Origin of the sequence: Phaeobacter sp. JH20_37, from assembly GCF_048056015.1 — a bacterium.
Taxonomy (GTDB): Bacteria; Pseudomonadota; Alphaproteobacteria; order Rhodobacterales; family Rhodobacteraceae; genus Phaeobacter; species Phaeobacter bryozoorum.
On record NZ_JAYMWW010000020.1, the window covers coordinates 279,629 to 304,918 of the forward strand.

Annotated in this window: 23 protein-coding genes and 1 tRNA gene; 4 read left to right on the top strand and 20 right to left on the bottom strand. The window is 59.7% G+C overall.

Features of this window, described 5'->3' with window-relative positions:
• Positions 1 to 6 precede the first annotated feature (6 nt).
• The 6 genes from VWZ87_RS17985 to VWZ87_RS18010 form a co-directional block, all read right to left on the bottom strand.
• Positions 7 to 1,170 carry a serine hydrolase domain-containing protein gene (locus VWZ87_RS17985; RefSeq protein ID WP_416536531.1) on the bottom strand — a complete coding sequence of 388 codons (1,164 nt, stop codon included), beginning with the start codon at positions 1,168 to 1,170 and terminating at the stop codon, positions 7 to 9.
• A gap of 77 nt (positions 1,171 to 1,247) precedes the next feature.
• Positions 1,248 to 2,000, bottom strand: coding sequence for an aminoacyl-tRNA hydrolase (gene pth, locus VWZ87_RS17990; RefSeq protein WP_416536532.1), 753 nt, complete (start codon positions 1,998 to 2,000; stop codon positions 1,248 to 1,250).
• A 200-nt stretch (positions 2,001 to 2,200) separates the two neighbouring features.
• Complete coding sequence (locus VWZ87_RS17995) at positions 2,201 to 2,830, bottom strand: 50S ribosomal protein L25/general stress protein Ctc (RefSeq protein ID WP_340544454.1); 630 nt, start codon at positions 2,828 to 2,830, stop codon at positions 2,201 to 2,203.
• A 128-nt stretch (positions 2,831 to 2,958) separates the two neighbouring features.
• Entirely contained in the window at positions 2,959 to 4,122 is a 1,164-nt protein-coding gene (locus tag VWZ87_RS18000; RefSeq protein WP_340544455.1) for an alpha-hydroxy acid oxidase, read from the bottom strand.
• A gap of 153 nt (positions 4,123 to 4,275) precedes the next feature.
• Positions 4,276 to 5,067 (bottom strand): tryptophan synthase subunit alpha, encoded by a 792-nt coding sequence (gene trpA / locus VWZ87_RS18005; RefSeq protein ID WP_416536533.1) that lies wholly within the window; start codon positions 5,065 to 5,067, stop codon positions 4,276 to 4,278.
• 108 nt (positions 5,068 to 5,175) lie between these two features.
• Positions 5,176 to 5,688: an acyloxyacyl hydrolase gene (locus VWZ87_RS18010; protein WP_416536534.1), complete on the bottom strand. Its 513-nt coding sequence runs from the start codon at positions 5,686 to 5,688 to the stop codon at positions 5,176 to 5,178.
• Positions 5,689 to 5,985: 297 nt separating this feature from the next.
• Between VWZ87_RS18010 and ychF the strand changes: the two genes are divergently transcribed.
• From ychF to VWZ87_RS18025, 3 genes are all read left to right on the top strand, one after another.
• Entirely contained in the window at positions 5,986 to 7,083 is a 1,098-nt protein-coding gene (ychF, locus tag VWZ87_RS18015; RefSeq protein ID WP_416536535.1) for a redox-regulated ATPase YchF, read from the top strand.
• A gap of 154 nt (positions 7,084 to 7,237) precedes the next feature.
• Complete coding sequence (locus VWZ87_RS18020) at positions 7,238 to 8,158, top strand: nucleoside hydrolase (RefSeq protein ID WP_340544460.1); 921 nt, start codon at positions 7,238 to 7,240, stop codon at positions 8,156 to 8,158.
• A gap of 177 nt (positions 8,159 to 8,335) precedes the next feature.
• Positions 8,336 to 8,425, top strand: a tRNA-Ser gene (locus VWZ87_RS18025).
• Between the two features lie 612 nt (positions 8,426 to 9,037).
• On the opposite strand, the gene VWZ87_RS18030 is transcribed toward VWZ87_RS18025, so the two are convergent.
• The 13 genes from VWZ87_RS18030 to VWZ87_RS18090 all read right to left on the bottom strand — a co-directional run bounded on the left by VWZ87_RS18030 (position 9,038) and on the right by VWZ87_RS18090 (position 21,906).
• Positions 9,038 to 9,715: a DUF2461 domain-containing protein gene (locus VWZ87_RS18030; RefSeq protein ID WP_416536536.1), complete on the bottom strand. Its 678-nt coding sequence runs from the start codon at positions 9,713 to 9,715 to the stop codon at positions 9,038 to 9,040.
• Between the two features lie 9 nt (positions 9,716 to 9,724).
• Entirely contained in the window at positions 9,725 to 10,069 is a 345-nt protein-coding gene (locus VWZ87_RS18035; protein ID WP_416536537.1) for a TfoX/Sxy family protein, read from the bottom strand.
• Positions 10,069 to 10,467, bottom strand: coding sequence for an MAPEG family protein (locus VWZ87_RS18040; protein ID WP_340544464.1), 399 nt, complete (start codon positions 10,465 to 10,467; stop codon positions 10,069 to 10,071). Before VWZ87_RS18040 ends, VWZ87_RS18035 begins: the two co-directional genes overlap by 1 nt.
• Positions 10,468 to 10,479: 12 nt before the next feature.
• Positions 10,480 to 10,866 carry a VOC family protein gene (locus VWZ87_RS18045; RefSeq protein ID WP_340544466.1) on the bottom strand — a complete coding sequence of 129 codons (387 nt, stop codon included), beginning with the start codon at positions 10,864 to 10,866 and terminating at the stop codon, positions 10,480 to 10,482.
• Positions 10,867 to 10,933: 67 nt separating this feature from the next.
• Entirely contained in the window at positions 10,934 to 12,169 is a 1,236-nt protein-coding gene (locus tag VWZ87_RS18050) for an RNA polymerase sigma factor (protein WP_416536538.1), read from the bottom strand.
• A 4-nt stretch (positions 12,170 to 12,173) separates the two neighbouring features.
• Positions 12,174 to 12,680, bottom strand: coding sequence for a YciI family protein (locus VWZ87_RS18055; protein WP_416536539.1), 507 nt, complete (start codon positions 12,678 to 12,680; stop codon positions 12,174 to 12,176).
• A 262-nt stretch (positions 12,681 to 12,942) separates the two neighbouring features.
• Positions 12,943 to 14,547 (bottom strand): amidohydrolase, encoded by a 1,605-nt coding sequence (locus tag VWZ87_RS18060; protein ID WP_416536540.1) that lies wholly within the window; start codon positions 14,545 to 14,547, stop codon positions 12,943 to 12,945.
• A 10-nt stretch (positions 14,548 to 14,557) separates the two neighbouring features.
• Positions 14,558 to 15,481, bottom strand: coding sequence for an oligopeptide/dipeptide ABC transporter ATP-binding protein (locus VWZ87_RS18065; protein ID WP_416536541.1), 924 nt, complete (start codon positions 15,479 to 15,481; stop codon positions 14,558 to 14,560).
• Entirely contained in the window at positions 15,478 to 16,461 is a 984-nt protein-coding gene (locus tag VWZ87_RS18070; protein ID WP_340544472.1) for an ABC transporter ATP-binding protein, read from the bottom strand. The genes VWZ87_RS18065 and VWZ87_RS18070 overlap by 4 nt, the downstream gene beginning before the upstream one ends.
• Positions 16,458 to 17,315, bottom strand: a complete 858-nt coding sequence (locus VWZ87_RS18075) for an ABC transporter permease (protein ID WP_340546277.1) — start codon at positions 17,313 to 17,315, stop codon at positions 16,458 to 16,460. The genes VWZ87_RS18070 and VWZ87_RS18075 overlap by 4 nt, the downstream gene beginning before the upstream one ends.
• Before the next feature lie 11 nt (positions 17,316 to 17,326).
• The gene (locus VWZ87_RS18080; protein ID WP_416536542.1) at positions 17,327 to 18,265 is read right to left on the bottom strand and encodes an ABC transporter permease; all 939 of its coding nucleotides are present in this window, start codon (positions 18,263 to 18,265) and stop codon (positions 17,327 to 17,329) included.
• Positions 18,266 to 18,338: 73 nt separating this feature from the next.
• The gene (locus VWZ87_RS18085) at positions 18,339 to 19,901 is read right to left on the bottom strand and encodes an ABC transporter substrate-binding protein (protein WP_416536543.1); all 1,563 of its coding nucleotides are present in this window, start codon (positions 19,899 to 19,901) and stop codon (positions 18,339 to 18,341) included.
• 22 nt (positions 19,902 to 19,923) lie between these two features.
• Positions 19,924 to 21,906, bottom strand: a complete 1,983-nt coding sequence (locus VWZ87_RS18090; protein ID WP_416536544.1) for a CocE/NonD family hydrolase — start codon at positions 21,904 to 21,906, stop codon at positions 19,924 to 19,926.
• 126 nt (positions 21,907 to 22,032) lie between these two features.
• Here VWZ87_RS18090 and VWZ87_RS18095 point away from each other — a divergent pair, with 126 nt between their 5' ends.
• The gene (locus tag VWZ87_RS18095) at positions 22,033 to 22,800 is read left to right on the top strand and encodes a helix-turn-helix transcriptional regulator (protein WP_416536545.1); all 768 of its coding nucleotides are present in this window, start codon (positions 22,033 to 22,035) and stop codon (positions 22,798 to 22,800) included.
• Positions 22,801 to 22,868: 68 nt separating this feature from the next.
• On the opposite strand, the gene VWZ87_RS18100 is transcribed toward VWZ87_RS18095, so the two are convergent.
• Positions 22,869 to 25,290 (bottom strand): Hint domain-containing protein (locus tag VWZ87_RS18100; protein ID WP_416536546.1); only part of this gene is annotated, 2,422 nt, incomplete at its 5' end.

The window sequence follows — 25,290 nt, forward strand, 5'->3', positions numbered from 1 at the left end:
CGGATCCTACAGAGATTTGGCAAGGGCCCGCAGTATTCTGACGTTTTCATCAGCGACACCGGGATCACGGAACCGCCGATCAGCGCTGGTTACCACAATCACCACCTCGCGAGCCTGATTGATATAGATATACTGCCCGTAGACCCCTCTGGCCAGAAATTCGCCCGGTACGGCATTCTTGGGGATCCACCATTGAAACCCATACCCGATACGACCGGCCTTTGTCGGCGCCGATGGCCGGGTGGAGGCGGTGATCCAGGCCTGCGGAACCACCTGCATGCCGTTGTAGCGGCCGTTCTGGGCAATCATCTGACCAAAGCGTGCATAGTCGCGCGTGGTCTGGTTGATCCCTCCCAGCACAAAGGCAACGCCCTCGCCATCCGTCAGATAATAGCCCGCCTGTTCCAGGCCGAGATGCCTCAGTATTTTCTCTGACAGGAGGTCCGGGACGGTGCGGCCCGTTGCCCCGCGGATGACCATTCCCAGCACATGGGTGTCGATGGAGACATACTGCCAGGCCTCGCCCGGGGCTCCGATTGTTTCGGTCAGGCCAGCGGCGAACTCATCCAGCGTGCCGCCAAGCGCCAGCGTGCGCCCCATACGGTTGATGTCGGAGTTATAGTCCAGATAATCCTCGTTGAACTTAACTCCGCTGGCCATATTCAACACATTGCGGATGCTGGCCCGCTCATAGGCACTGCCCTTCAGCTCGGGCGCATACTCGATGACAAGATCATCGAGCGAGCGGATCTTATCCTCCTGCAACAGAATGCCCAGCAGCGCCGAGAGGTAGCTCTTGGCCATCGACCAGGAAATCCGCAGATCACCCGGCTTGGTCCCCTGATAATAGCTTTCGTGACGAAGCTGACCGCCCTTCAGTACCAAGAGAGACGTAACCGTCCGCTCATTGATCCAGTCTTGGGCGCCGGCTGGCAGCGTCATTTCAACGCCGCGCGGCAGGGGGCTGACCGCAGTGTCGCCACGATCAAGGGGGACCGTCAGGAATGCCGCCTCCATATTTGAGAAATTAGAAACAATACGATCTGCATCAAACAGCCTGTTCACGGCCATCAGACGGCTCAGCGACTCTCGCTGCCAATAGGCAAGGGCGGCCGCGCAGATCAGTAAGGTTATGAGAAAATAGGAAAATAGCTTTAAATATCGACGCATAAAAATCCTCCTCGGGCGCGGCTGAGCCTAGCCAGCCGGAGCCTGCCCGCGCAAACAGGACGCAACGGAAACTTTGATTACTTGAACTTGTTCAGCAGCCGCTCCATGGCGGATGGCTGGGGTTGATTGCCGGTGTCAGTTCTATCGGCTTGTGAAGGCTGGGAGGGCTGCGACTTGGCCGTGTCTCCGGATTTTGCCGCTTTTTCCGAAGGTACTGCAGCTTTCTGCCCCTTTGGCGCCGACCCGGCGCTCGAGCTGCGCGGTGGAGCCACGCGCAGGGAAACGGCATTCATGAATTTTCCGCCATCTCCCGCCGCCAAATGGGCGGCGCCGTCGGAGATACCGCGCATTAGATCATCGAGCCAGACCTCATCTGCCTTCGCGAAATCGCGTAGCACATATCCTGCAACGGCGTCCTTGTGACCCGGGTGACCGATACCGAGCCGCACGCGACCGTAATCTGCACCGATATGAGAATGGATCGAGCGCAGCCCATTATGGCCTGCATGGCCGCCGCCCTGTTTCACCCGCGCCTTCCCCGGTGCAAGGTCCAGCTCATCGTGCAGGACAATCACATCGACGGGGGCGAGTTTATAGAACCGCATAGCTTCGCCGACGGACTGACCGGACAGGTTCATAAAGGTCTGCGGTTTCAGCAGCAGGACCTTGGTTCCGCCAAGCACACCTTCACTGATCTGGGCCTGGAACTTTGATTTCCAGGGCGAAAACCCGTGGTCGCTTGCAATCTGATCCAGCGCCATAAAGCCGATATTGTGCCGGTTGCCTGCATATTTCGCGCCGGGGTTTCCGAGGCCAACAAAAAGTTTCATGGACAATTCTACGGTGTGTTTGGTGTGGGGCTCTATCTCATCAGGCTACATGGCGCGTTTGCGAACAAAAATCCAGCCCCTGACGCGATTCGACATCCGTTTGAAAGGTGGCGACCTGCCAAGACTGCCGCCCATATCTACAAAAAAAAGCGAGGCCAAAGATGGCCTCGCTTCGTCGTTCCGGACCTTTCGGTCGGAGCTTATTCTTCTGCGGCCACTTCGGCTTCGTCTTCAGACGCTTCGTTGTCAGCGGACTTCAGGCCCGACGGAGCGGAGATATTGGCTACAACGAAATCGCGGTCGATGGTCGGCTTTGCGCCTTCCGGCAGTTTGATTGAGGAGATGGTGACGGTGTCGCCAACATTCAGACCGTCAAGATCAACAACCAGCTTCTCGGGGATGTCGCCAGCGGTCACAACCAGCTCAACCTCGGGACGGACGGCGGTCAGAACGCCGCCACGCTTGATGCCGGGGGCTTTGTCTTCGTTGATGAACTCTACGGGAACGAAGAGATTCACCTTCGAGGTGCGACGCAGACGCATCAGGTCGAAGTGTGTCGGCAGGTCCTTGACAACGTCACGCTGAACGTCGCGGCAGATCACGCGCACGTCTTCCTGGCCTTCCACTTTCAGGTTCCACAGGGTGGACTTGAAGCGGCCGGCTTTCAGTTTTTTCAGCAGTTCGTTGAAGGGGATCTGGATCGACATCGGTTCGGCATCGCCACCGAAAACAACACCAGGAACCATGCCAGCACGACGTGCTGCACGAGCGGCGCCCTTGCCCGACCCCGTACGTTCTTGGCAAACAAGATCAGGAATCTGACCAGCCATGATAATTCTCCAATTTGATAATGGGGGTGCCTCCAAGGCTGTCACCCCGCGTGAAGCCGTGCGCATAGACCGGATTGGCTGATATTGCAAGTCGCAAACCGGAAATACGGCTGTCGCCGCGCCGTATGTTACTGCCAGCGTCCGCCGAAATCTTCGGGGATCAGCAGGTTGTGACGACCCAGATTGGCGACAGATTTCTCACCGCATAGCGCCATTGTTGTATCCAGCTCCTTGTGCAGCACCTCCAGTGCCCGGGTGACGCCGGCCTGTCCCATAGCGCCGAGCCCGTAAACAAAGGCGCGCCCGATCATGGTTCCCGTCGCGCCAAGGGCAAGTGCCTTCAGGATATCCTGGCCGGAGCGGATGCCGCTGTCCAAATGAACCTCGATCTGATCGCCGACAGCCTCCATGATTGCCGGAAGCATCTGAATGGAGCTCAGTGCGCCATCCAGCTGGCGGCCACCATGATTGGAGACCACGATCGCGTCGGCACCAACTTTTGCTGCCATCCTGGCATCTTCTACATCTAGAATTCCCTTCAGGATGACCTTGCCATCCCAAAGCTCGATCAGCTTGGCAATCTTGCCCCAGTCGAGCGAGGGGTCGAACTGTTCCGCTGTCCAGGCACCCAGTGACGAGGCGTCCGAAATCCCGTCCACATGGCCGACGATATTGCCGAAGTTACGCCGCTTGGCGCCCAGCATCTGCAGGCCCCAGGTCCATTTGGTCATCAGGTTGGCGATGGTCTTTGGGGTCAGCTTCGGCGGTGCGGAAAGGCCGTTTTTCAGATCCTTGTGCCGCTGGCCAAGAATTTGGAGGTCCAGCGTGATTACCAGGGCGGAGCATTTGGCGTCTTTTGCACGCCGGATCAGACGACGGACATAATCCTCGTCCTTCATCGTATAAAGCTGAAACCAAAAGGGTTTTGTCGTAGCCTCGGCCACGTCCTCGATCGAGTTGATGGACATTGTCGACAGCGTGAACGGCACGCCGAAAGCCTCGGCGGCGCGGGCTGCTTTTATCTCGCCATCGGCATGTTGCATACCGGTCAGACCAACCGGCGCGAGGGCAACAGGCATCGACACTTCCTGCCCGATCATCCGGCTTGCGGTGCTGCGGCCAGCCATATCGACCGCCACCCGTTGGCGCAGTCGAATCTTTTCAAAATCGCTGGTGTTGTCGCGAAAGGTCTGCTCGGTCCAGCTGCCACTTTCTGCATAGTCATAGAACATGCGCGGGACACGCCGTTCATAGATGCGTTTCAGATCGTCGATATTGGTAATGACTGGCACGGTGTCATCCTCGCCCTTGCTTGGTAATAATTTATTACCAATCCATCGGGTGAGATGCAATGCAGGATGCTCGCGCGCGGATGTGAACGGCAAAAAAGCCGCACCCGATGGGATGCGGCCTGATGATTGTTGGCGGCGATCAGCTGATTGCGATCAGGCAGCGTGTGCCCCGTCAGAGAGAGACTTTACGAAACTGAGGACCTCGGCGACGGATTTGCCTGCGCCAATCTGGCCGACAATGGCAGAGCCGACCACCGCGCCATCGGCGACGGAGGCGATGGCCTTTGATTTTTCAGGCGTATTGATGCCAAAGCCGACGATAACAGGCAGATCGGTATTGGCTTTGATCCGCGCCACTTCCGGTCCGACATTGGTCGCTTCGGCTTCGGCTGCACCTGTGATCCCGGTGATCGAGACGTAATAGACGAAACCGGAGGTGTTTTGCAGGACGCGGGGCAGGCGCTTGTCGTCGGTGGTAGGAGTGGCCAGTCGAATGAAATTCAGCCCTGCCTCCTGCGCGGGGAGGCACAATTCGCTGTCTTCTTCCGGCGGCAGGTCAACCACGATCAACCCGTCGATGCCAGCTGCCTTGGCGTCTTTGAGGAACTTATCAACGCCCCGGCTATAGATAGGGTTGTAGTATCCCATCATCACGATGGGTGTGGTGTCGTCTTCGGTGCGGAACGCACGCGCCAGCTCAAGTGTGCGCTCAAGGGTCATACCGGCTTCCAGCGCGCGCTGTCCGGCCAGCTGAATGGTCGGGCCATCGGCCATCGGATCGGTAAAGGGTAGGCCCAGTTCGATCACATCGACGCCCGCCGCGGGCAGCCCCTTTACCAGTTCAAGCGAGGTGTCGAAGTCAGGGTCACCCGCCATGACATAGGCGACAAAGGCCTTTTTGCTGGCAGCTTTCAGTTCGGCGAATTTGGCATCAATGCGGGTCATGATCGGGCCTTTTGAATGTGTCCGCTTCGGTGTGCCGAATGTTGCGGCGGAAATCAATCCCGCTCGCCTTATTGTCACGCTGCTCCTCCGCCAGGCGGGCGCTTGCCTCTAGCCTTTGAAGGGGACGTGCCAGCGTAGCAGCAGCGAATTTACCCCGGGGTTGATATCGGCTGTGGACGCGTTTGATTTATGGGTCAGCGCCAGCGACAGCGATTTGCCATTTGCGAATTCCTTGCCAAGGGCGATTGCGCTGCGAATTTCAAATGTTGAGCCCAGATCGTTGAGCCGGACACTCTCGGCGTAGGCACCGGGCATTACGCTGGTTTCAATGAACCAGCCGCGCTGGAGATGCCACGTGCCGACCGCACCTGCGCCGATGAACAGATCGCCAGTGGTTTGCACATCAAGTGCGGCACCAAAGGCTGCGTCGAAATTGCCACGCTGCCAGAACGCATCATGCTGGTATTCCACCGAGATCAATGCGCTATCCTCTGCGCCTTCACGGGAAAAGCTTGAATATCCTGCACCAAAGATCCAGTCGGCGGCAGCCGAAGGGAGGGCGCTGGCAAGCGTCAGGGCGCAGGCGAGGGGCGTCGCGGTAACGAAGGTGCGTAATGTCATTGTCAATAGTCTCGTTTTGGTCAGCCTAGCTGAAATGAGCCGTTAAGTCATAAGAATGTCCACCTTCTGGCGGGGCAAAGGGATCACATTCCGATCAAAGGAACGCGAGTGTCGCCAATTGGTTGCACCTTGTTTTGAAATTTTCCTTGCTCAGAACCTCCGCATCGGGACTGGGTCTTCACGGCTCTTTGCACCAGCCTCGACCGGGGCGCTTGGCGGAGCGGGCGTGAGATGCGCGCTTGCGTCACTTCGAAATGCTGCCTAGAAGCACCTCCCAAGTGGCATCAGGAGGCCGAAATGGGCTTTAAAATGGGAATCGTGGGGCTGCCGAACGTCGGCAAGTCGACCCTGTTCAACGCATTGACGAAAACCGCATCGGCGCAGGCGGCGAACTTTCCGTTTTGCACGATTGAACCGAATGTCGGTGAAGTCGGCGTGCCCGATGCCCGGCTGGACAAGCTGGCGGCCATTGCGGGCTCTAAACAGATCATCCCGACGCGGATGACATTTGTTGATATCGCAGGCCTGGTCAAAGGCGCTTCGCAGGGCGAGGGTCTGGGCAACCAGTTTCTCGCCAACATCCGCGAAACCGATGCCATCGCCCATGTGCTGCGCTGCTTTGAAGATGGCGATGTGACCCATGTTGAAGGGCGCGTTGACCCGGTTGCCGATGCCGAGGTGATCGAGACTGAACTGATGCTGGCCGACCTAGAAAGCATTGAAAAACGCCGCGCCAATCTGGTGCGTAAGCTGAAGGGCAACGACAAGGAAGCTCAGCAGCAGGACCGCCTTCTGGCGGCGGCACAGGCGATGTTGGAAGATGGCAAACCCGCGCGCCTGGTCGAGGTCGATGCAGAGGATGCCAAGGCCTGGAAAATGCTGCAACTGCTGACAACCAAGCCAGTGCTTTATGTCTGCAACGTCGGCGAGTCGGAATCGGTCGAGGGCAACGAGCATTCGGCCAAAGTGGCGGACATGGCTGCGTCTCAGGGCAACAGCCATGTAATCATCTCGGCCCAGATCGAAGAAGAAATCAGCCAGCTGGAGCCGGAGGAAGCAGAGATGTTCCTCTCCGAAATGGGGCTTGCCGAGGCTGGTCTCGACCGGCTGATCCGTGCAGGCTACCAGCTGTTGCACCTGGAGACCTATTTCACCGTTGGCCCCAAGGAAGCACGCGCCTGGACCATCCGGTCCGGTACTGCGGCACCGCAGGCGGCGGGCGTCATCCACGGCGATTTCGAGAAAGGTTTCATCCGCGCTGAAACCATCGCCTATGACGATTTCATCGCCCATAACGGCGAACAGGGTGCCAAGGAAGCGGGCAAGATGCGCGCCGAGGGCAAAAGCTACATCGTCAAGGATGGCGATGTGCTGCACTTCCTGTTCAACACCTGATCTTTCTGCTCTCCGCGACAATATTGGTGCCCGTCTTCCAGTGAAGGCGGGCATTTTCTTGATACAGCTGTTGTCTATTCCTGAAAGTGGCAGGCTTGAGTTGCCGCTAACGGAAATGCTAAACCCGCACGATTAATTAGTCGGAAGGATAAAAATGACAAAGCTGATCATCGACACGGATCCCGGTATCGACGATGCCATGGCGATTTTCTACGCGGCCGCGGCCCCGGATATCGAGCTACTCGGGCTGACGACAATCTTTGGCAATGTGACCACCAAAACGGCCACCCGTAACGCGTTGCGTTTGCTGGAAGCTGCGGGTCTGGACCTGCCTGTCGCCCATGGCGCCGAGACCCCGCTGGTGCTGCCGCCCTTTACGCCCTCTGCCCATGTGCATGGCGCCGAAGGGTTTGGCGACATTCCGGCCAAGACGCCGAAAGGGCAAGCTCTGGAGGAGGATGCAGCTGACTTCCTGATCCGCATGGCGCGCGAGCACAAGGGTGAGCTGGTGATCTGTCCGATTGGTCCGCTGACCAATATCGCCCATGCGATTCAGCGCGACGCCGAGTTTGCAAAAAATGTGAAACGGATCGTGATCATGGGTGGCTCGCTGGAAGAGGGCGGCAATATCACCCCCCACGCCGAAGCCAACATCTATCACGACCCCCACGCGGCCGACGTCGTCTTCGGCTCCGGCGCGCAGGTCGAGATGGTCGGTCTGGATGTCACGCATCGCATTCTGTGCACCGCCGAGGATTTCTCCGCCATTGCCGCGCAATCCCCTGAGCTGGGTGGGATGTTGCAAGAAATGTCGGTCTTCTACCTGCATTTCTATGAAACCGTCGGCAAGTTTGACGGCTGCTCGCTTCATGATCCGGCCGCAGTCATTGCCTGCACGCATCCTGAGTTGTTCACGGCGCGCTCGGTTGCAATGGAGGTGTCCTGCGACGGTGAAACGTCAGGCGAAACCCGCCTTGCCACAGACAGCGACCGCAAGCCGATCGACGTCTACATGGCAGTTGACGCCGATGCGGTGAAAACTCTGTTCCTGAAGCGGCTTGCCATCCTGCCCTGAATCGGTGCGCGACGATGGTTTCCTTCGTCCGAACAGCGTCTCACATCGCCCCGCTGCAGCACGCCTGCGGCGGGGCGATTGCTGTTTTTGTCCCCCTGGTCAAGGGCTGCAATTTTTTTGCCGAAAACAGCATTTCGCCCTTGTTCTTGGCTTGGTTGCGCTGATAGACGGGTCAGCGGAGACGTGGCCGAGTGGTCGAAGGCGCTCCCCTGCTAAGGGAGTAGGCCCGGAAGGGTCTCGTGGGTTCGAATCCCATCGTCTCCGCCATCTTCCTCAATATTGTCGTATTCTGTTTCTCTTAATGTTGGGGTGGAATAGGGCGCCCACGATGGATTTCCATCCGGCTGATGAGCCGCACATATTGGGGATCGCTCTGCCCTGAGGGCCGTGAATGTGGTCCTCTTGACCACCTTCGCTTTCGCGTCGGGCGCCGGTATCGCAGGTGCAGGCCGCGCGAAACGGTCTGGATCAGCCTGTGTCTTGGATCGAGCGGCGGGCTGCCACTATCTCGATCAAGGCGCCATGCTCCAAGCGGACAACGTCGGCAATCGCGCCGGAATCCTCTCTGTGTCCGTGAAGCAATCCGCTTACCGGTCGCGCTCGGCTGTAAGCACATGGCCATGGATGCAAATAGTCGTTCACCGAGGCCTTCGCCAACCGACTTGGCGGCCGGTCGCCCGATATGGTTTTGCGGCGATAAGCAAGCCGAGTAAATTCATTATGGTCACCGCGCCACGCTGAGATCGGCCTCCGCTCTGCCGCCGTCTATCGGGCTCTGTCATCTAGAGGTGCTTCAGGCCTATCAAATGACGCGCGTCAACCGCCTGTATTCCCACACAAGTGTCATATTGCGACCGTGCCGATGATACTGCGGATTCTTTAGCAGGGGCCGGTAGGGGAACCGATGTCGGAAAGCAGGTCAAATACCGGGATGAGCTTTTGAAACGTCGCAGTGCTACGTTCGACGAGATCTGGCTCCGTGACAAAGGCTGTGTCGGTGATGTCGATCCATGCGGCAAACCCCTTGCGTCGCAGTGCAACCTCGTTCGGATGATCCTTATCAAAACCTTTGGGGACCCGTTTCAGGTCCGGCTCACCGATGCGGATACCTGAGGCACGCAGTCCGTCCGTCAATGCGATCAACTCGGCCCCTTTAGGACCCGCCATCGCCCTGCGGAAATTGGCGAGTGCTTCGTTGTCGTATTGAAACACGCCACAGCCCAGCGTCAGCTTCTCAGGCGAGAGACCGAAGAACCACATGGGCGGCTGCGCGGTTGTTCTTTCTGGTCTCAAGGCGACGTGGATATGAGCGTTGTAGGGCGTCTTGTCCTTGGAGAAGCGGACGTCGCGATGGATACGGAAGATCTTGCTGCTATGCGGTTGACCGGTCATTGCACCAAGTGCGCTCTCCATGTGAGCCGCAAAGACCTTGGTGGGATCTTTGATGCAGTGTTCATATGTCGTTTTATGTGCCGTGAACCAGTCTTTGGTATTGTTCGCCTTCAGATCGCGCAGGAATTGCAGCGCATCGGGGCTGTAGCTGTCGAATGTATTCATGATTGTCCCTCACTTTTTGGCGGGCAGGGCTGCTGCATGTGCCAGGCATTGCTGCAGCCAGCGCTTCATCGCGGGGTTCGGGCAATCGGCCTCATCTACCAGGATGAAGCCACCCAGCTTGCGCTTGCCGTGGATGACGACGCGGGCGGTCGGGTCTGCAAGGGCGGCCGCTTCGTTCTCCTTGCCGATACGGAACATAAACCGCCCGACACCATCTTTGTGCCGTCGCGCACCGCAAAGCATATTGCCGTTCAGGAAAAAACACACACCGCCCATCATCCGCTTTTCAGTGATCCCCACATGCGCGGCGAGTGCGCCGCGCATGTGTTGGCTAAGGCCTTCGTCATAAGGCATCAGGCAGCCCCAAATAGTTGCCACAGGATGGCGATGGCGAGCATGAACATCGCCAAGGTTGTCAGCGCGGCACCGACGGCGCGCCCTTTGCTATCCGCCGATGCAAGCAGGCCAAAGTAGTGGATGAGCCGCGCCAGGATGAGCACGGCACCGCAGAGGGCCACCAGCCAAGCTGCGGTTCCGGCGATTTCAGCACCGGCGAGGGCCAGAAGCGCAAGCGGGACATATTCGACAAAGTTGCCATGGGCCCGGATCCGACGCAGCAGCACATCATCGTCACCATGCAGCAGCAGGATGCCGGTTTTGGCCCGGCGCACCCCGACCGAGATCGCCATCGGGATGCTGAGAAGGACGAAAATCGCCGTTACGGCCAGCGCGATCTGTGGTGTTTGTTCCATCTGAGCGCGTCCTTAGGCCGGGTTCTGGGCATAGGTGATCACTGCAAAGCGGGCGCCCTGCGGATCTGTGAGCGTTGCCATGCGACCGACACCGGGCATATCCATGGGGGCTTGCAGGACGGTTGCGCCTTTGGCCTTTGCGGTGGCCACGCAGCTGTCCACATCGGCAACGGTAAAGAAAATCGTCCAACTTCCGCTCTCCTCGGGCATGGGAGAAAAACCGCCAATCGCCGTTTCGCCCACCGCAATCGCCGAGTAGCTGGACCCGTCCTGCATCGGCATATTGTTGATCGTCCAGCCTAGCACCTCCTGATAAAAGGTTTTGGCCTTCTCCTGATCCGGCCCGGAGTGCCCGATCCAGCCGGCGTTTCCAATTGCTGTCATCTCAAGAATGCTCATATGTCTTCTCCCTGTTTGCCTGCCCGAATGCAGGTCTGACCCAAGGACGCATGACCACTCCCAACCCCTACACGTCGGGCAGTTCTTTTTTGCTGAGCGCGATTTTTCCTTGAACGGCGGCGCGTTCCGGTGCTGTCGGGTTGAGTGAAAGCGCTGCTTCAAACGCCTTGATGGCCGCTGGATGATTGCCGATGTCCTGCAACAGTCGGCCTCTCATGGCATGAAACCAGCGGTATTGCGACAGATCGTCAGCCAGCGGCTCCAACGCGGCCAACGCGTAGGCAGGGCCTTCAATCCGTGCCTCCGCTGCGATGAGGTTGAGACGCACAACGGGCGAAGGCTGCAGGGCATAGAGCGCGGCGTAATGCGCAGCGATCAGTGACCAATCGGTCTCTTCTGCGGAGGGCGCGCGGGCATGGACCGCAGCAATCGCGGCCTGAATGATGTAAACCCCCCGATGATTGATCCTCTGGGCCTTTTGTAGCAGCGCCGTCGCCTCGGCGATTTGGGAGAGATCCCATCGGCTGCGGTTCTGATCCTCCAACGGGACGAGCTGGCCATCAGCATCCATGCGCGCGTCACGTCGCGAATGTTGAAACAGCAGGAGCGACAGAAGCGCCGCCTGCTCGCCCATGGCCGGGAACAGGTTTGCCAGCAGACGAGCGAGGCGGATTGCCTCTTCGCAGACTGTGAGCTTGATCTGGGTCTCACCACCAGAAGCCGACCAGCCCTCGTTGAACATCAGGTAGACCATCAGCGAGACCTCACCCAGCCGCGCGCCCCGCTCCTGCGGGCTGGGCGTTTCAAAGGCGACGGTGCCACTGGCAATTTTCTTCTTCGCGCGGGTGATCCGTTGTTCCATGGCCTTCGGTTTGATCAGGAAGCCGCGTGCAATTTCCGCAACGCTGAGCCCGGCGACGATCCGCAGCGCGATGGCAATCTGATCGCGCCGTTCCAGCTCCGGGTGGCAACAGATGAACAACAGGCGCAGGACGTCATCGCGCAGTTCATCGGGATCAGGGGGTGCCTCTGTCATGGGTTGAAACTCTGCACAGTGCCGCGCAAGGATGGCATGGTGCCGCTGGGACTTGCGCAGCGCGTCGAGCCCCGCGTTGCGGGCGGTGGCCAGCAGCCAGGCCAAAGGATCACGGGGTGCGCCGATGTCCGTCCAGACCTTGAGGGCTTTGAGACAGGCCTCTGCAAAGGCGTCCTCCGCGATGTCTATATCGCGGAAGTAGCGGGTCAGCGCGGCCAGCGCCTGCGGACGCTGTCTGGTGATTGTTGCTTCTAGCCAGTCCGACACATGCCTATTCCGATGAAATCGCACCTCCAGCCCAGGCCACGGGCCGCACTTCTAGCCGAACCACCGGGGATGAGATCATCTTGGCATGGGTTAGAGCATCGTCCAGGTTTTCAAAGTCGGCGGCGTAAAATCCCAGGAAACTCTCTTTGGTCTCGGCATAGGGCCCATCCACAATCAACGGAGGCTGATCGACTGCCGGTGCAGGGTCAAGCATCACTGCCGAGGTTGGCGGCATCAGCTTGATCGAGATGAACTCCCCTCGTTTCTTCAGCGCCTCCTGCAACGCGCCATGTCCGGCCAGTACTTCGTCCTGCCGTTCTTTGGGGAGTGTTTCAAAAAGCCCGGCTTCTCCGTAGATTGTAATTGCATAGATCATGGTTTTCTCCAGTGCACTGATCACATGCTGCAAGAACGCGCGGGCCAATGCAAATCCGACAATACCTGCGTGGATTTCTGAAAAAAGATGATTGCTGGTCGCGCGGCTGGATCGCGAACCCTTGTAATCGCCCATGACGCTGCGCTTGCGCGGCGGGTATTCTAGCAGGTCTGCGTCCTATTGGTTCTTTGCAACGCTTGAGCGTGGCATCCCCTCCCAATGCAACAGCGCAATGGAGATGAGGCATGTTGCGGGCGCACACGCATACGAGATTGGGTAATTGCCAAATGCAAAGCTGCTGCAATCTGTGTCCTTGGCTATGGTCTCTCTGAATAGGTTGTGAAGCGATCAAAAATGAACCCGTCACGACCACAGTCACACAGACCTCGTCGGAGGGTCAGTCTCCCGACACCATTTTGCCCGCTCGAATTGTCGCCGTCACTTTCAAATCCAGAAGGTTCTCTGAGGCCGCAATCGGATTGCCTGAGAGAACTGCAAGATCGGCGCATTTTCCCGGCTCTATTGATCCACGAATATCTTCCTGGAAGACCTGCCAGGCCGCGTCTATCGTTTGTGCCCGCAGGGCCGAGAGGACGCTGATTTTCTGGCTTTCCCCGAGCACCCGCCCGCTTGATGTGGTGCGGTTGACGGCGCAATGGGCCAGATGCAGCGGCCTGGTTGGCGTTACGGAGGCGTCATTATGCAGGGTGTAGCGGACCCCAAATCGCTCGGCCGACGCGGCGGGGGACAGGCGGCTGGCGCGCTCGGGGCCGAGAAACGTACTGTAATGGCGATCGCCCCAGAAATGGATATGGGCCGAGAAGAAGCTGACCGTGATGCCAAGCTTAGCCATACGGCCAAGCTGGTCGTCGCGCAGGGTCTGGCCGTGAATGATCGTGTGGCGGTGATCCGCGCGCGGGGTGTCGGCCAAGGCGGCGGCCACGGCATCGATGAACATGTCGGCCCCGGCATCACCGTTGCAGTGGCAATGGATCTGGTGGCCGAGGTCATGCAGTTTCCTGACTTCGCGGCGGTGTTCCTCAGCGGCCACATAGGGCATCCCGCAGGAATGTTTCGGGTCAATTGGCCGGTGATAGGGCGCAGAGAGATAGGCGGTCTGAAGCTGGAATGCTCCATCGGTAAATAGCTTGCGGGGGCCAAGGGTGAAATGCCGATTGCCGGGCCAGTCGAGAGTGTCCCAAAGCCCCGGTTCAAGCTCTCCAATGGGCAGCAGCATCAGGTCGATACCGGGATCTTTGTCTGGTCCGAGCGAGGCAAAATGCTCCAGCATTACCCGCGAGGTCCAGGCGTTCTGCGCATAGGTCACGCCATGGGCGAGGTAATCGTCGCGGCAGACCGCGAAACCCTGCCAGAATCTTTCGCGATTGATCAGGAAATCGGTATCGCCCATTTCGCCCATGGCCGACAGGCCTTCGATGAGACCTGTCAGCGCGCCGTCATCCCGGCGGCCATAGCGGCCGCCCAGTGGGTCCGGCGTATCCCGTGAGATGCCGCGCATTTCAAGGGCGGCGGAGTTCGCGACGCCATTGTGGCCCGAGGCATGAAGCACCCAGATGGGATGATCTGTGGACACGTCGTCCAGTTCAGCCCGGGTCGGCATCCGACCCTCGGCGATTGCGGTGTTGTCAAAAAGAACCCCCATGACCCATTCGCCTTTTGGGGTGTCGGCTGCCTTGGCACGCAGGCGGTGCAGCGCCGTTGCCATATCGATGCAGTCGCCACGTGGCGGTGACGCAAGATCGACACGGAAAAGCGCAATGAACCCCGGATCGGGAAAGTGCCCATGCGGGTCGATAAAGGCCGGGATAAGCGTCTGGCCCTGCAGGTCATGGAGCCGCGTGCCGCCGGGCATCTGGGCGCGCAGGACGGTTTCGTCGCCGACGGCACGGATCAATCCGCCTTCGGTCAGCACCGCCTCGGGCTGAGAGTTTTCGGCGTCCATCGTCAGGATGGTGCCGTTGGAATAAAGCGTGGCTGTCATTGCGGGCTCGCTACGAGAGTGGCGCGAGGCAGCGCAGGCCATGGCCTGCGGTCACCTCCCATCTGGGTGTTTGGGTGCAAATGTCATGGGCAAAGGGGCAGCGCGCGCGGAACTCGCATCCCTTTGGTCGGTTCAGCAGACTCGGCGGTTCGCCCTTCAGCGCGATGCGTTCCAGCCGGGCGTCAGGGTCAGGTTCCGGGTTCGCGCTGAGAAGGCAGCGGGTGTAGGGATGGCGCGGGCTTTCGAATATTGCTTCGGTGGTGCCTTCTTCCACCAGCCGCCCCAGATACATGATCCCCATACGGTCGGCCACATGGCGCACGACGCTGAGGTTATGGGTGATGATCACCATGGCCAGCCCCAGCCGTTCGCGCAGTTCATTGAGCAGGTTCAGCAACTCGCCCTGCACGGAGACGTCCAATCCCGCTGTCGGTTCGTCGGCCAGGATCAACCTGGGTTCCAGCGCCAGTGCGCGGGCCACCCCGACACGCCGTGCCTGACCGCCGGACAATTGATAGGGATAGCGGTCGGCAAAATGCGCAGGCAGGTTGACCATCTCCAGCAGGCGCTTGGCCTCGGCGTGCTGATCGCGGCTCTTCATGCCCTGAATCCTGTAGGGTTCCGTGATCAGACTGCCGATGGTCAGCCGCGGAGACAGGCTTCCGACCGGATCCTGAAACATCATGGCGATGTCCTTGCGCAGGGGGCGCAGCTGCCGCTCGGGCAGGCCGCGGATTTCCCTGCCGTCGAATTTGACCGAACCGGCCTGCGCCGGGGCCAGCCCGGCAATTGCGCGAATGACGGTTGTCTTGCCCGATCCGCTTTCGCCGACAAGCGCGTAGGTTTCGCCCGGGGCCACGTCAAAGCTGACGCCAGCCAGCACATTGACCTGACCATAGCTGGTTTGAAGGTTATCAACAGACAGAAGGCTCACGCCGTCATCTCCTCATGGTTCAGCCAACAGGCAGCCAGATGACCGTCGTCTCCCAGTCGCTCAAGTGGCGGCACGTCTGCCGCGCAGCGGGCGATTGCCTGATCGCACCGGTCGCGAAAAATGCAGCCGCCGGGCAGGTTCGCCAGATCGGGAACTTCGCCCGGAATGGTCGGCAGGACACGGGCGCGGGTCTTGATGTGGCCCGGATCACATTCGATCAGGCGGCGGGTGTAGGGATGTTTCGGGTTGTGAAAGATCTCGCGCACATCGCCGCTTTCGACGACTGCGCCCGCATACATCACCACCACCCTGTCACAGAGTTCCGCAATCACGCCCAGATGATGCGAGATGAATAGGATCGCGCAGTTCATTTCGCGCTGGAGCTCCTGCAAGCGTTCGATAATCTGTACTTCAAGCGTGGCATCCAGTGCCGTTGTGGGTTCATCGGCGATCAGCAGGTCAGGCTCGGACATCAGCGCCATGGCAATGGCGATCCGCTGGCGCATCCCGCCGGAGAATTCATGCGGGAACTGGTTCAGCCGCGCGTCGGGATCGGGAATGCCCACAGCCCCCAGCATTTTCGCGGCGGTTGCGCGTTTTGCGGCCTTGGATGCGGAGGACCGGTGCTGGATATCGACCATCTGCTGACCGACGGTCAGCACCGGGTTGTGGGTCTGCATCGGGTCCTGGAAGACGATTGAGATATCGTCGCCGCGCAGGGCGCGCATCTGACGCTCGTTGGCCTGCAACAGGTCCTGCCCCTTGAACCGCACCGCGCCCTCACGGAACCGCGTGTTCGGTGCCGTCAACCGCAGGATCGACGAGATCAGCGTCGACTTTCCGCAGCCGCTTTCGCCGACGATCCCGACGATTTCCCCTTTGCGGACGTCAAAGGTGATATCGCGCAAGGCTTTCAGGTCGCCGCGTTCGGTTTTATAGTCGACGCTGAGATGGTCGATCTCCAACAAGGTTTCGGTCATCGGTTCTTTCTCAATTTCGGGTCAACCACGTCGCGCAGGGACTCGCCGAGGAAGGTGAAGCCCAGCGTTGCGATGATGATCGGCAGGCCGCCTCCGACCACCAACCACGGCGTTTGCCGGATCAGGGCATAGCCATCTTTCAACAATGCACCCCAGCTGGGTGTCGGCGGTTTTACCCCGAGACCGAGGAACGACAGACCGGCCTCAAGCGCGATCACCGTGGGGATGTCCATGGCAGCCAGAACCGCCAGGACGCCAATGATATTGGGCAGCAAATGGACACCCAGAATACGGGCCATGCTGGCCCCCATGGAGCGTTCGGCCAGTATGAACTCCGAGTTGCGCAATGTGAGCGTCTGCGTGCGCGCCACACGGCCATAGGTCGGGATCGAGGTCGCCATGACCACAAAAACCACAGTTTGCAGGCTGGGACCCACCAGCGCGACGACGGCCAGCGCGAACATCACGGTTGGGAATGACCGGATGGTGTCAAACAGAAGCATCAGCAGATTGTCGAGCCATTTTGGCCCGTAGCCCGCGATCATTCCCAGTGTCAGACCGATCACCATGGCACCAAAGACCGCAGGCAAGGCGACCTTCAGCGCCACCTGTCCGCCCATGATCACGCGGCTGAAGGTATCTCGGCCCAGCTGGTCGGTGCCCAGCCAATGGCTGGCCGATGGGCCTTGCATACGGTCCTGAATATTCATGGCAATCGGGTCGTAAGGCACAATCCATGGCGCGAAGATGGCGCTGAACACGATGGCGCCGACGATAATCAGCCCCATCAGGCCCAGCGGGTTCCCGGCGACGCCTTTGAGAATAATGCCGAGTTCGGAGCGCGGTTTACCCATGGTCGAGGCCGTCATGTCGAGGTCCTCGCGCGCGGGTCCAGCCAGGCGTTGACAAGGTCCGCAACGGCGGTCGAGATAACGAACAGCCCCGTTGAGATGAGCACCGAGCCCATGACGATCGGGTAGTTGCGGGTGGTGATGCTATCGATCACCAATTTGCCCAGACCGGGCCGGGCAAAGACGATCTCGGCAAAAACGGCCGCACTGAGCAGAAAGCCCATCCCGACGCCGATCACGGTGACGACCGGCAGAACGGCGATCCGCAACGCGTAGACCATGACGATCCGTCGCTCGGAGAGACCAAAGGCGCGGGCGGTCCGGATGTGGTGTTCACCAAGCACTTCCAGCATCGAGGCACGTACAAGCCGCGCGATATACCCGACCCAACTCAGCCCGATTGCAAACGCGGGCAAGACCAGATGATCCAGCCGGTCCCAGAACCCGTCACCGACACCAATCGCCGGGAACCACTGGAGCTGCACGGCAAACAGCAAAAGCGACAAAAGCGCCACGACAAATGCGGGGGCCGCGACGAAACTCACCGACAGCACCGCGACGCTTCGGTCGATCAGGGTGTTGGGATGGGCCGCGGCATAGGCGCCAAGCCCGATGCCGAGGGCGGCAGACCAGAGGATCGACGCAAAGATCAGCTCAAGCGTGAAGGGAAGCTGTTGAAAGACAATCTGGGTGACCGAGCGGCCCGAAAACACGTCGGTGCCCAGATCGCCCTGCATCATGTTGCTGTAAAAGATCACCAGTTGCCGCCAAATCGGCTGATCCAGCGCCAGTTCGGCGGTGAGCCGTGCCTGAAGCTCCGGGGTCGCTCGCGGACCAAGCATGATCTGCACCGGATCGCCGGGGACTGCACGGATCATCAGGAACATGAGTGTTACCGCAACAAAGAGGATCAGCGCCGCAAGCGCAAACCGCCTCAGAGCAAAGTTGAACATCGATCGGGCCTTTCTGGGCGGGGTAATCGCGTGCGGCCGCCCGAGGGCAGCCACACGCAGAGACGTAGGGAGGTTACGCCTTGCCGAAGTATCTGAGCAGCGAAAGCCCATCCGGGCGCAGGGCCGGAACAACACGCAAGGAATGCACGACCGGCGTTGCTTCATGGGTGATAAAGCGATAGGCGCCGCTTTCTTCCATCAGGTCCTGCGCTCGCTGATACATTGCAGCGCGTTCTGCATTGTCGGTTTCCGCAGATGCGGCGGCGTGGAGTTTGTCGAATTCGTCGTTGCGGAAACGTTCCCAGTTCCAGATGCCTGCCTGTTCAGTGGTGAACCAGGCCGTTGCATAGGAGGGATCAGGCGCCATCGAGAAGCGGTTCAGCACCAGTTGCAGATCTTCGTTTTCGCCGCTCGCCCAGAACGCACCGGATTCCAGAACGTTGATTTCCAGCGTGATCCCGATTTGCGCCAGCATCGCCTGAATGACCTGAGCCATCGTCGTGTAGGTCGTCTTGTTCAGGATATCGAGCGTGAGGGAGACATTTGTCTCGCCGGATTCCGCAAGCAGTGCCATTGCCTTTTCAATGTTGGCCTGCGGCGCCACAAGACCCTGAGCACGGTTTCCTGCCAGACCCGGTGCGATGATGCCTGTCGACGGGTCCGCCGCGCCAAAGTAGGAGGCCTCCAGGATTGTCGGCACGTCGATGGCATGCTGGATCGCCTGCCGCAGTTTCTGGTTCTGTAGTTTCGGATGATCCAGATTCATCCCCAGCCAGACATAGAACAGCGAGGGGTTTTCGACGAGGGTCCCGCCGTTTAGAACGCCGCCACGGTAGCGCGCGACCGATCCTAGCGACACGCGGGTCAGGTCCAGCTCGCCTGCCTCGAATGCGATCTCGGCGGTGTTTTCATCGTCGATCGGGTAGACTTCAATCGTATCCCAGGCCGGTGCGTCCCCTTTCCAGTTGGGGTTTCGCTGCAACACTGTCTTTTCCTTGGGGCTCCAGCTCGCGCGCAGATAGGGGCCGCTTTCGGCGACCGGGTCGGAGCCGATCCGCCCGCCAGCGGCCTCAACCGCGACCTTGGACACGATGTTGCCGGTGATATAGGGCAAGGCAATAGACCAGAGCGGCGCGAAGGGCTCGTTCAGCACAATGGTGCCTTCGCGCTCGCCAGTGACCTCAACATGGCTGAGCGGTCCCATATCCGGCTTGTTCGGGCTTTCGGTGGCCTCGGCCACGATCCGTTCGAAGCTGAATTTGACATCCTCGGCTGTCATCGCGCCATGGCCGTTGGTAAAGCCGATGTCATCGCGCAGGGCGAATTTGATATGGGTCGGGTCCACCTGTTCGATCATCGACGCCGCATCAAGTTGCCAGCCCCATTCGGAGCCGGGCTTGTACTGGATCAGCTTGTTGTAAATTGCGGCGTGGATCTCCTCTTCCACAACGCCGACACTATGCGCGGGATCCATGTTCGGAGCGTCGCCATAGGCGCGGACGCGCAGGACGCCATCATCCTGGGCAAAAGCGGTCCCCGCCCAGCCCATAGGCATTGCGGCGGCCGCACCAAGCGCTGTCGCGCCTTTTAGGAAGTTTCGGCGTCCTGTTGGTGCCTTCATCCATTCGATCTTCATTGTGATCTCCCCGTTGGGTTGTTCAGAGAAGCCCGCGCGGAATGGTCCGCGACCATTCTTTTGACAGGACTTCGGTTTCATCGGGCCCTTCCGTGGCCCGCAAACTGCGGTGCAGGTAGAAATGCGTCTCGTCGCAGGACATGCGCGAATGCGTGTCGATCCGAACCTGCCAGTCGTCGCGGCGGAACTCGAACCGCCAGTCGGCCACCATCTTGGCGCTGGCCGGATCGTCGGGATGGATGGAATAATGCGTCGCTACATGGCTGCCGCTGATAAGGCCGTGATAGGGATCGCGCGACATGCCGAAATCGTCAAATGCGTCGAGCGTTGTCCGTCCTTCATCGTCGGTTCCACGCCGTGACGTGCTCGACGGATCACGCAGGACATCCGCAGCCAATGTCGGAAATTTCTCTGGCGGTCCGGGGTTGGCAGGCTCCGGTTCACCAGCCACGCGGCGCTGAGGCAGTGTCAACTGGCTGCCCGGGCAGTCCAGCGTGATCGTCACAGGTTTGGGCGAGGGCCAGACGATCGGCCAGTAGGATGTCGACAGCGCCAGACGGAGGCGATGCCCCGCGCGCAGCCGATGGGCACAGGCGTTCAGTTCGAACTCAACCTCGTAGCGTTCGCCCGGCACCAAAGCGTCCGGGGTTTCGTGGCTGTTGTGATGGGTCAGGTTGAAGGGCCGATAGGTGATGCGTTGCGACACGCCATCCGGCGCGACATCACAGAGCCGGGCCACCACCTGGGCAACCGGTTGATCAACACGAAACGCCAGCTTCAGACGCGGGCGTCCAACGATCTCAAGCGGCGCGTCCAGCGAAATGTCAAAGCAGGTGGAGTGCCTGTCGTCCTCGACCTGATCGCCCGGCAGCTCGTTGTCGATCCGCATCCCCGGGCAGAAATAGCCGCTGGCGGACCCGACGCTGGCAGGATTGGCAATATCGACCTCCCCGGCTTTGGCTGCTGGGCACAGCGCACCATCGCCGAGAAAATAAATGCGCTCCTGAATGGTGTTCGATGGCCAGCTTTCCTCTGACACCCACCGACCCCTGCGCGGCTTGTTCTTGCCGGACGGGTTGTCATGTTCCTGCACGAATGTTCGCAAGGCAGGCAGTGTTTCAGCCCCGTTCAACTCGCCTTTCAGCCACCGGTCGAACCATCCGATGATCTCCGAGTGGGCGTCTGCGGCCTCGATCTTTGAGATATGCGGATAGCGGTGCTCCCAGGGGCCGATCAGCGCCTTGGTCGGCGAAGTCAGGTTCTCAACCAGGGTAAGGGGCGTGTTGACATAAGCGTCCGCCCAGCCTGTGATTGCCAGAACCGGCACCTCGATCCGTGACCAGTCTTCGCAAACCGATCCGTGTTTCCAGAATTCATCGCGTGTGGGATGCGCCAGCCAGTCGGCGGCAAGATCAGGCAGCAGCTCCATCCGCGCGATCCAGTCATCGCGCCAGTCGGGCCGCAGGTCGGGGTCAGCAGGGCGAGACAGATAGGCAAACATCTGTGCTGCCCAATTGGCGTTATCGCTGAGCAGGCAGCCGCCCATGTAGTGAATGTCATCAGCATAGCGGTCAGCCGTCGAGGCCATGGTGACAACCGCCTTCAATTCCGGCGGTCGGCAATACGCAAGCTGCAAGCCGTTGAAGCCACCCCAGCTGATCCCGATCATTCCGACGTGGCCATCACACCAGTCCTGGCCTGCGATCCATTTCAGAACCTCTTCGCCATCGCAGAGCTCCTGTTCGGAATATTCATCGTCAAAACGGCCCTGGCTGTCGCCGGTCCCGGCAATGTCGACCCGCACACAGGCATAGCCATGGGCGGCAAACACCCGATGTGTGGTTTCATCACGCGCTGCGGTTCCGTCCCGCTTGCGATAGGGGAGATACTCCAGGATCGCCGGCGCAGCCCCCGGCAGAGCGGGAAGCCAGACCCGTGCCGCCAGTTTTCGCCCGTCCGGAAGAGGGATCCACTCATTCTCTAGTGTCTTGATTTCGTTTTGCACGCCGATCACCGTTTGCGACTCACAAGCGAAAATTGGAACGAAAATCAAAAACCACCTAGTAAGCGACTGTACGCAGGTTTAAGCTTTTGTAAGCATTAATGCGTCTATGTGCGAAGGACTTGTCGCATGTCGGAAAACTTTTCGCGGAACCTGCGATCCCTCTGCGCTGACTACGGCAGCATTGCGCAGGTCTGCCGCGATATCGGCTTGAACCGTCAGCAATTCAATCGATACCTCAATGGCGGTGGAATGCCCTCGGCGCACAACCTTCGGCGCATCGCCCGGCATTTCAATATCAGCGAACAGGACCTCGACTTGGATCACCCGGCCTTCCTGGGCAGGATGAACAGATTGACGGCGCCCTCCCGCAAAAGCCCGGCGCGCGTGCTGTCCAGAATTTTCGAGAACCAGGCCGGTCCGCTGCGTCGGTATTTGGGGTTCTATCACGGCCATTTCACAACGCCGACCTGGGAAGGCAAGATCATGCGCACGCTGATCTGGCTGCGTGAACAGGACGGCTATATCGTTTCGCATACCTTCGAACGTGCCTTGAGCGATGATCAAAGCATCGTTCAACGGACGAAATATACCGGGCTGGCAGCCTATAAGGGCAATCGCATCTACCTGTTGGAAAGCGCAAACAGCGAGGATGGATTCTTGTCGGAGTCCATTCTGTTTCCCGCGCATCGCCAACAGGTCAGATATCTGAACGGGATGACAATGGGCGTCGCCACCAAACCGCGTATGGCCCCATACTCGTCGCCGACCGTCTGGAAACGGCTATCTGAAAGCACCCCGGTCCGGGATGCTCTGAAGCAAACAGGTATCTTTCGCTTCAACGACACAAGGATCGACGTAATCGTGCGCAACCAGCTGGCGGACGCGCAGGACTGAATAGGACTGCGATTTCACCGTGTCTCTTCCGGGTGAGGACCAACTGGCAGAGAGCCGCTAACCGGCTGTCACCTGTCGACGTTTTCGACACAAAAACTGCGGTTGGTTATCGGGTGAAACCTTAGTTGGCTGCCAGTTTCGCGCCCCCTGTGGCTGTGAGTCCAATCGGGTGGGGTGCCCGCCAGCCGCCTGCCTTGAAGAAGTCCAAGGCGCCCGTTGAGTTTTTGCAGCTCATTGCGTGACAGAACGGTTGCGGCCCGCGCCCCGAAGGCTTGTTCGACAGGCATCTGATCCAATTCAGGGAGTAGGGCGTATAGTTCTAGGCGAGTTACGGCCGACATCATCTTCATAGCCATCGGCCCAGGATAGAAGCTTTCGCTCGGGATATCATTGGAAATCAGCGTCGCATGTTTGTCGAGCATAAGATGGATATACGTGACGCTCTGACGACCCCGCGCAAAAGAAGCCAATGTAGTTTCTTCAGCCAGATGCTTGGCCCGCACATAGTAGGACGCATTCGTGAGCTGATCTGTCAGCAGGACGCAGTGCTGCGGCGACACCACCAGCGCACGTGCATTGCCCAGCACGCCCGGCCTGATCCGGACCGGCGTGAGGTTCTGCGGTAGAGACGCAGTTTTAACTGCGACTTCCGACAGGGCCAGCCAGCGTATCGGCATCGGGCCGTATTCAAGAGTTGTGACCAGATCGCCGGGCTTCAGCGTTTCTATCTTGGTTTCGCCGCTTGGGGTTGCGATCATCGTACCGGGCGTGAAACACGGGATGCCCATCGAATTGAGTTTCTGGGCGTTGTCCACCTGCGAACGCTGAACGCCAACCAGCGTCACCGACTCGCCGTTGACAAAGGTCAGCACCGCATCACCTGTCCCGTCGCCATTGGTGTCGCTGACGACAACATCCCAGGCATTGACCGGATTGCCATCTGCATCGACCAGATTCGAGACATCGAATTGGTCTACCGTGGTGCCATCGCCGCTGTCGGTCATGTCGAAATTCGTCACGATATCCGACCCGGCAAGATCGGACACTCCCAGGATATCCCTGTCGCTATCGGCACCAAGGTCAATAACGTCGTCCCCGGTGCCACCCTCAATCGTGTCGGCACCGGTGCCGCCGGTGATTGTATCGGCACCCGCGCCGCCGTCGATCACGTCATTATTGTTGCCGCCGTCGAGGGAGTCCGCGCCATCTCCGCCTTGAAGGGTATCCTGACCATCACCACCGGCGATACTATCGTTTCCATCGCCGCCGGTGAGGCTGTCTTTGCCCAGACCGCCGTCGATGGTGTCATCGCCCAAGCCACCGTCTATTGTGTCATCCGATAGGTTCAGGCCTGAGTCGATGATCACGTCGTTGCCGTCACCGCCCAGAATCAGATCGCTTTGGTTGCCGCCGTCAATCGTGTCCGCCCCGGCACCACCCGAGATAGTGTCGGCACCGAGTCCACCAAGAAGGCTGTCATTGCCCGCGCCACCGTCGATGGTATCCTCGCCATCGCCACCGTCGATTGTATCGTTCCCGGATCCGCCGGTCACGGTGTCGTTGCCGCCGCCTGCGATAATCTCGATCCCGCCTGCGTCGTTGGTGGCGTCCACCACATCGGCTGAATCGCCCAGGATTACGCGCTCGATTTCGGAGAAGGTGAGCGTGCTGGTGCCGTCGCTGATCGTGCCCGCGCCGGTCCCGGTAAAGGTTACCGTGACCGGAACGGTGACGGCCGACAGATCAAGCGTGTCGTAATCCGTGCCGGTGGTGACCCCTTCGCCGCCGATGATCGTGTCCGCGCCAAAGTTGTCCTCGATGACAAACGTGTCAGCATCGTCGCCACCCGACATACTGTCGGCGCCAGTGCCGCCGACCAGCCTGTCATTGTCAGCACCGCCTTCAAGCGTATCGTCGCCGTCGTTGCCTTCGAGCGTGTCATTGCCGCCGGTGGCAACGATGCTGTCATTGCCCGCACCGCCGACCAGGCTGTCATCGCCGTCGGAGTTCATCAACGTGTCATTGCCGGAGCCACCGATCAGGGTATCGTTGCCAAGGCCGGTTGTGAGGAAATCGTCGCCATCACCGCCGTCGATCAGATCATCCCCGTCGCCGCCCGCAATCGTGTCGTTGCCTGAGCCGCCGGTCACCGTATCGTTCCCGCCGCCTGCGACAATCTCGATCCCGCTTGACTCGCTGGAGGCATCCACAACTTCGGCTGAGGCGCCCAGGATCAGCCGCTCGATCTGCGAGAAGCTGAGCGTGCTTGTCCCGTCGCTGATCGTGCCCGCGCCGGAGCCGGTGAAGGTCACGGTGACCGGGATAGTGACGGCGGACAGGTCGATGGTGTCGTAATCCGTGCCGGTGGTGACCCCTTCGCCGCCGATGATCGTGTCCGCTCCAAAGCCGTCCTCGATCACAAACGTGTCGGCATCGTCCCCGCCCGACAGGCTATCAGCGCCAGTACCGCCCGAAATCGTGTCAGCGCCC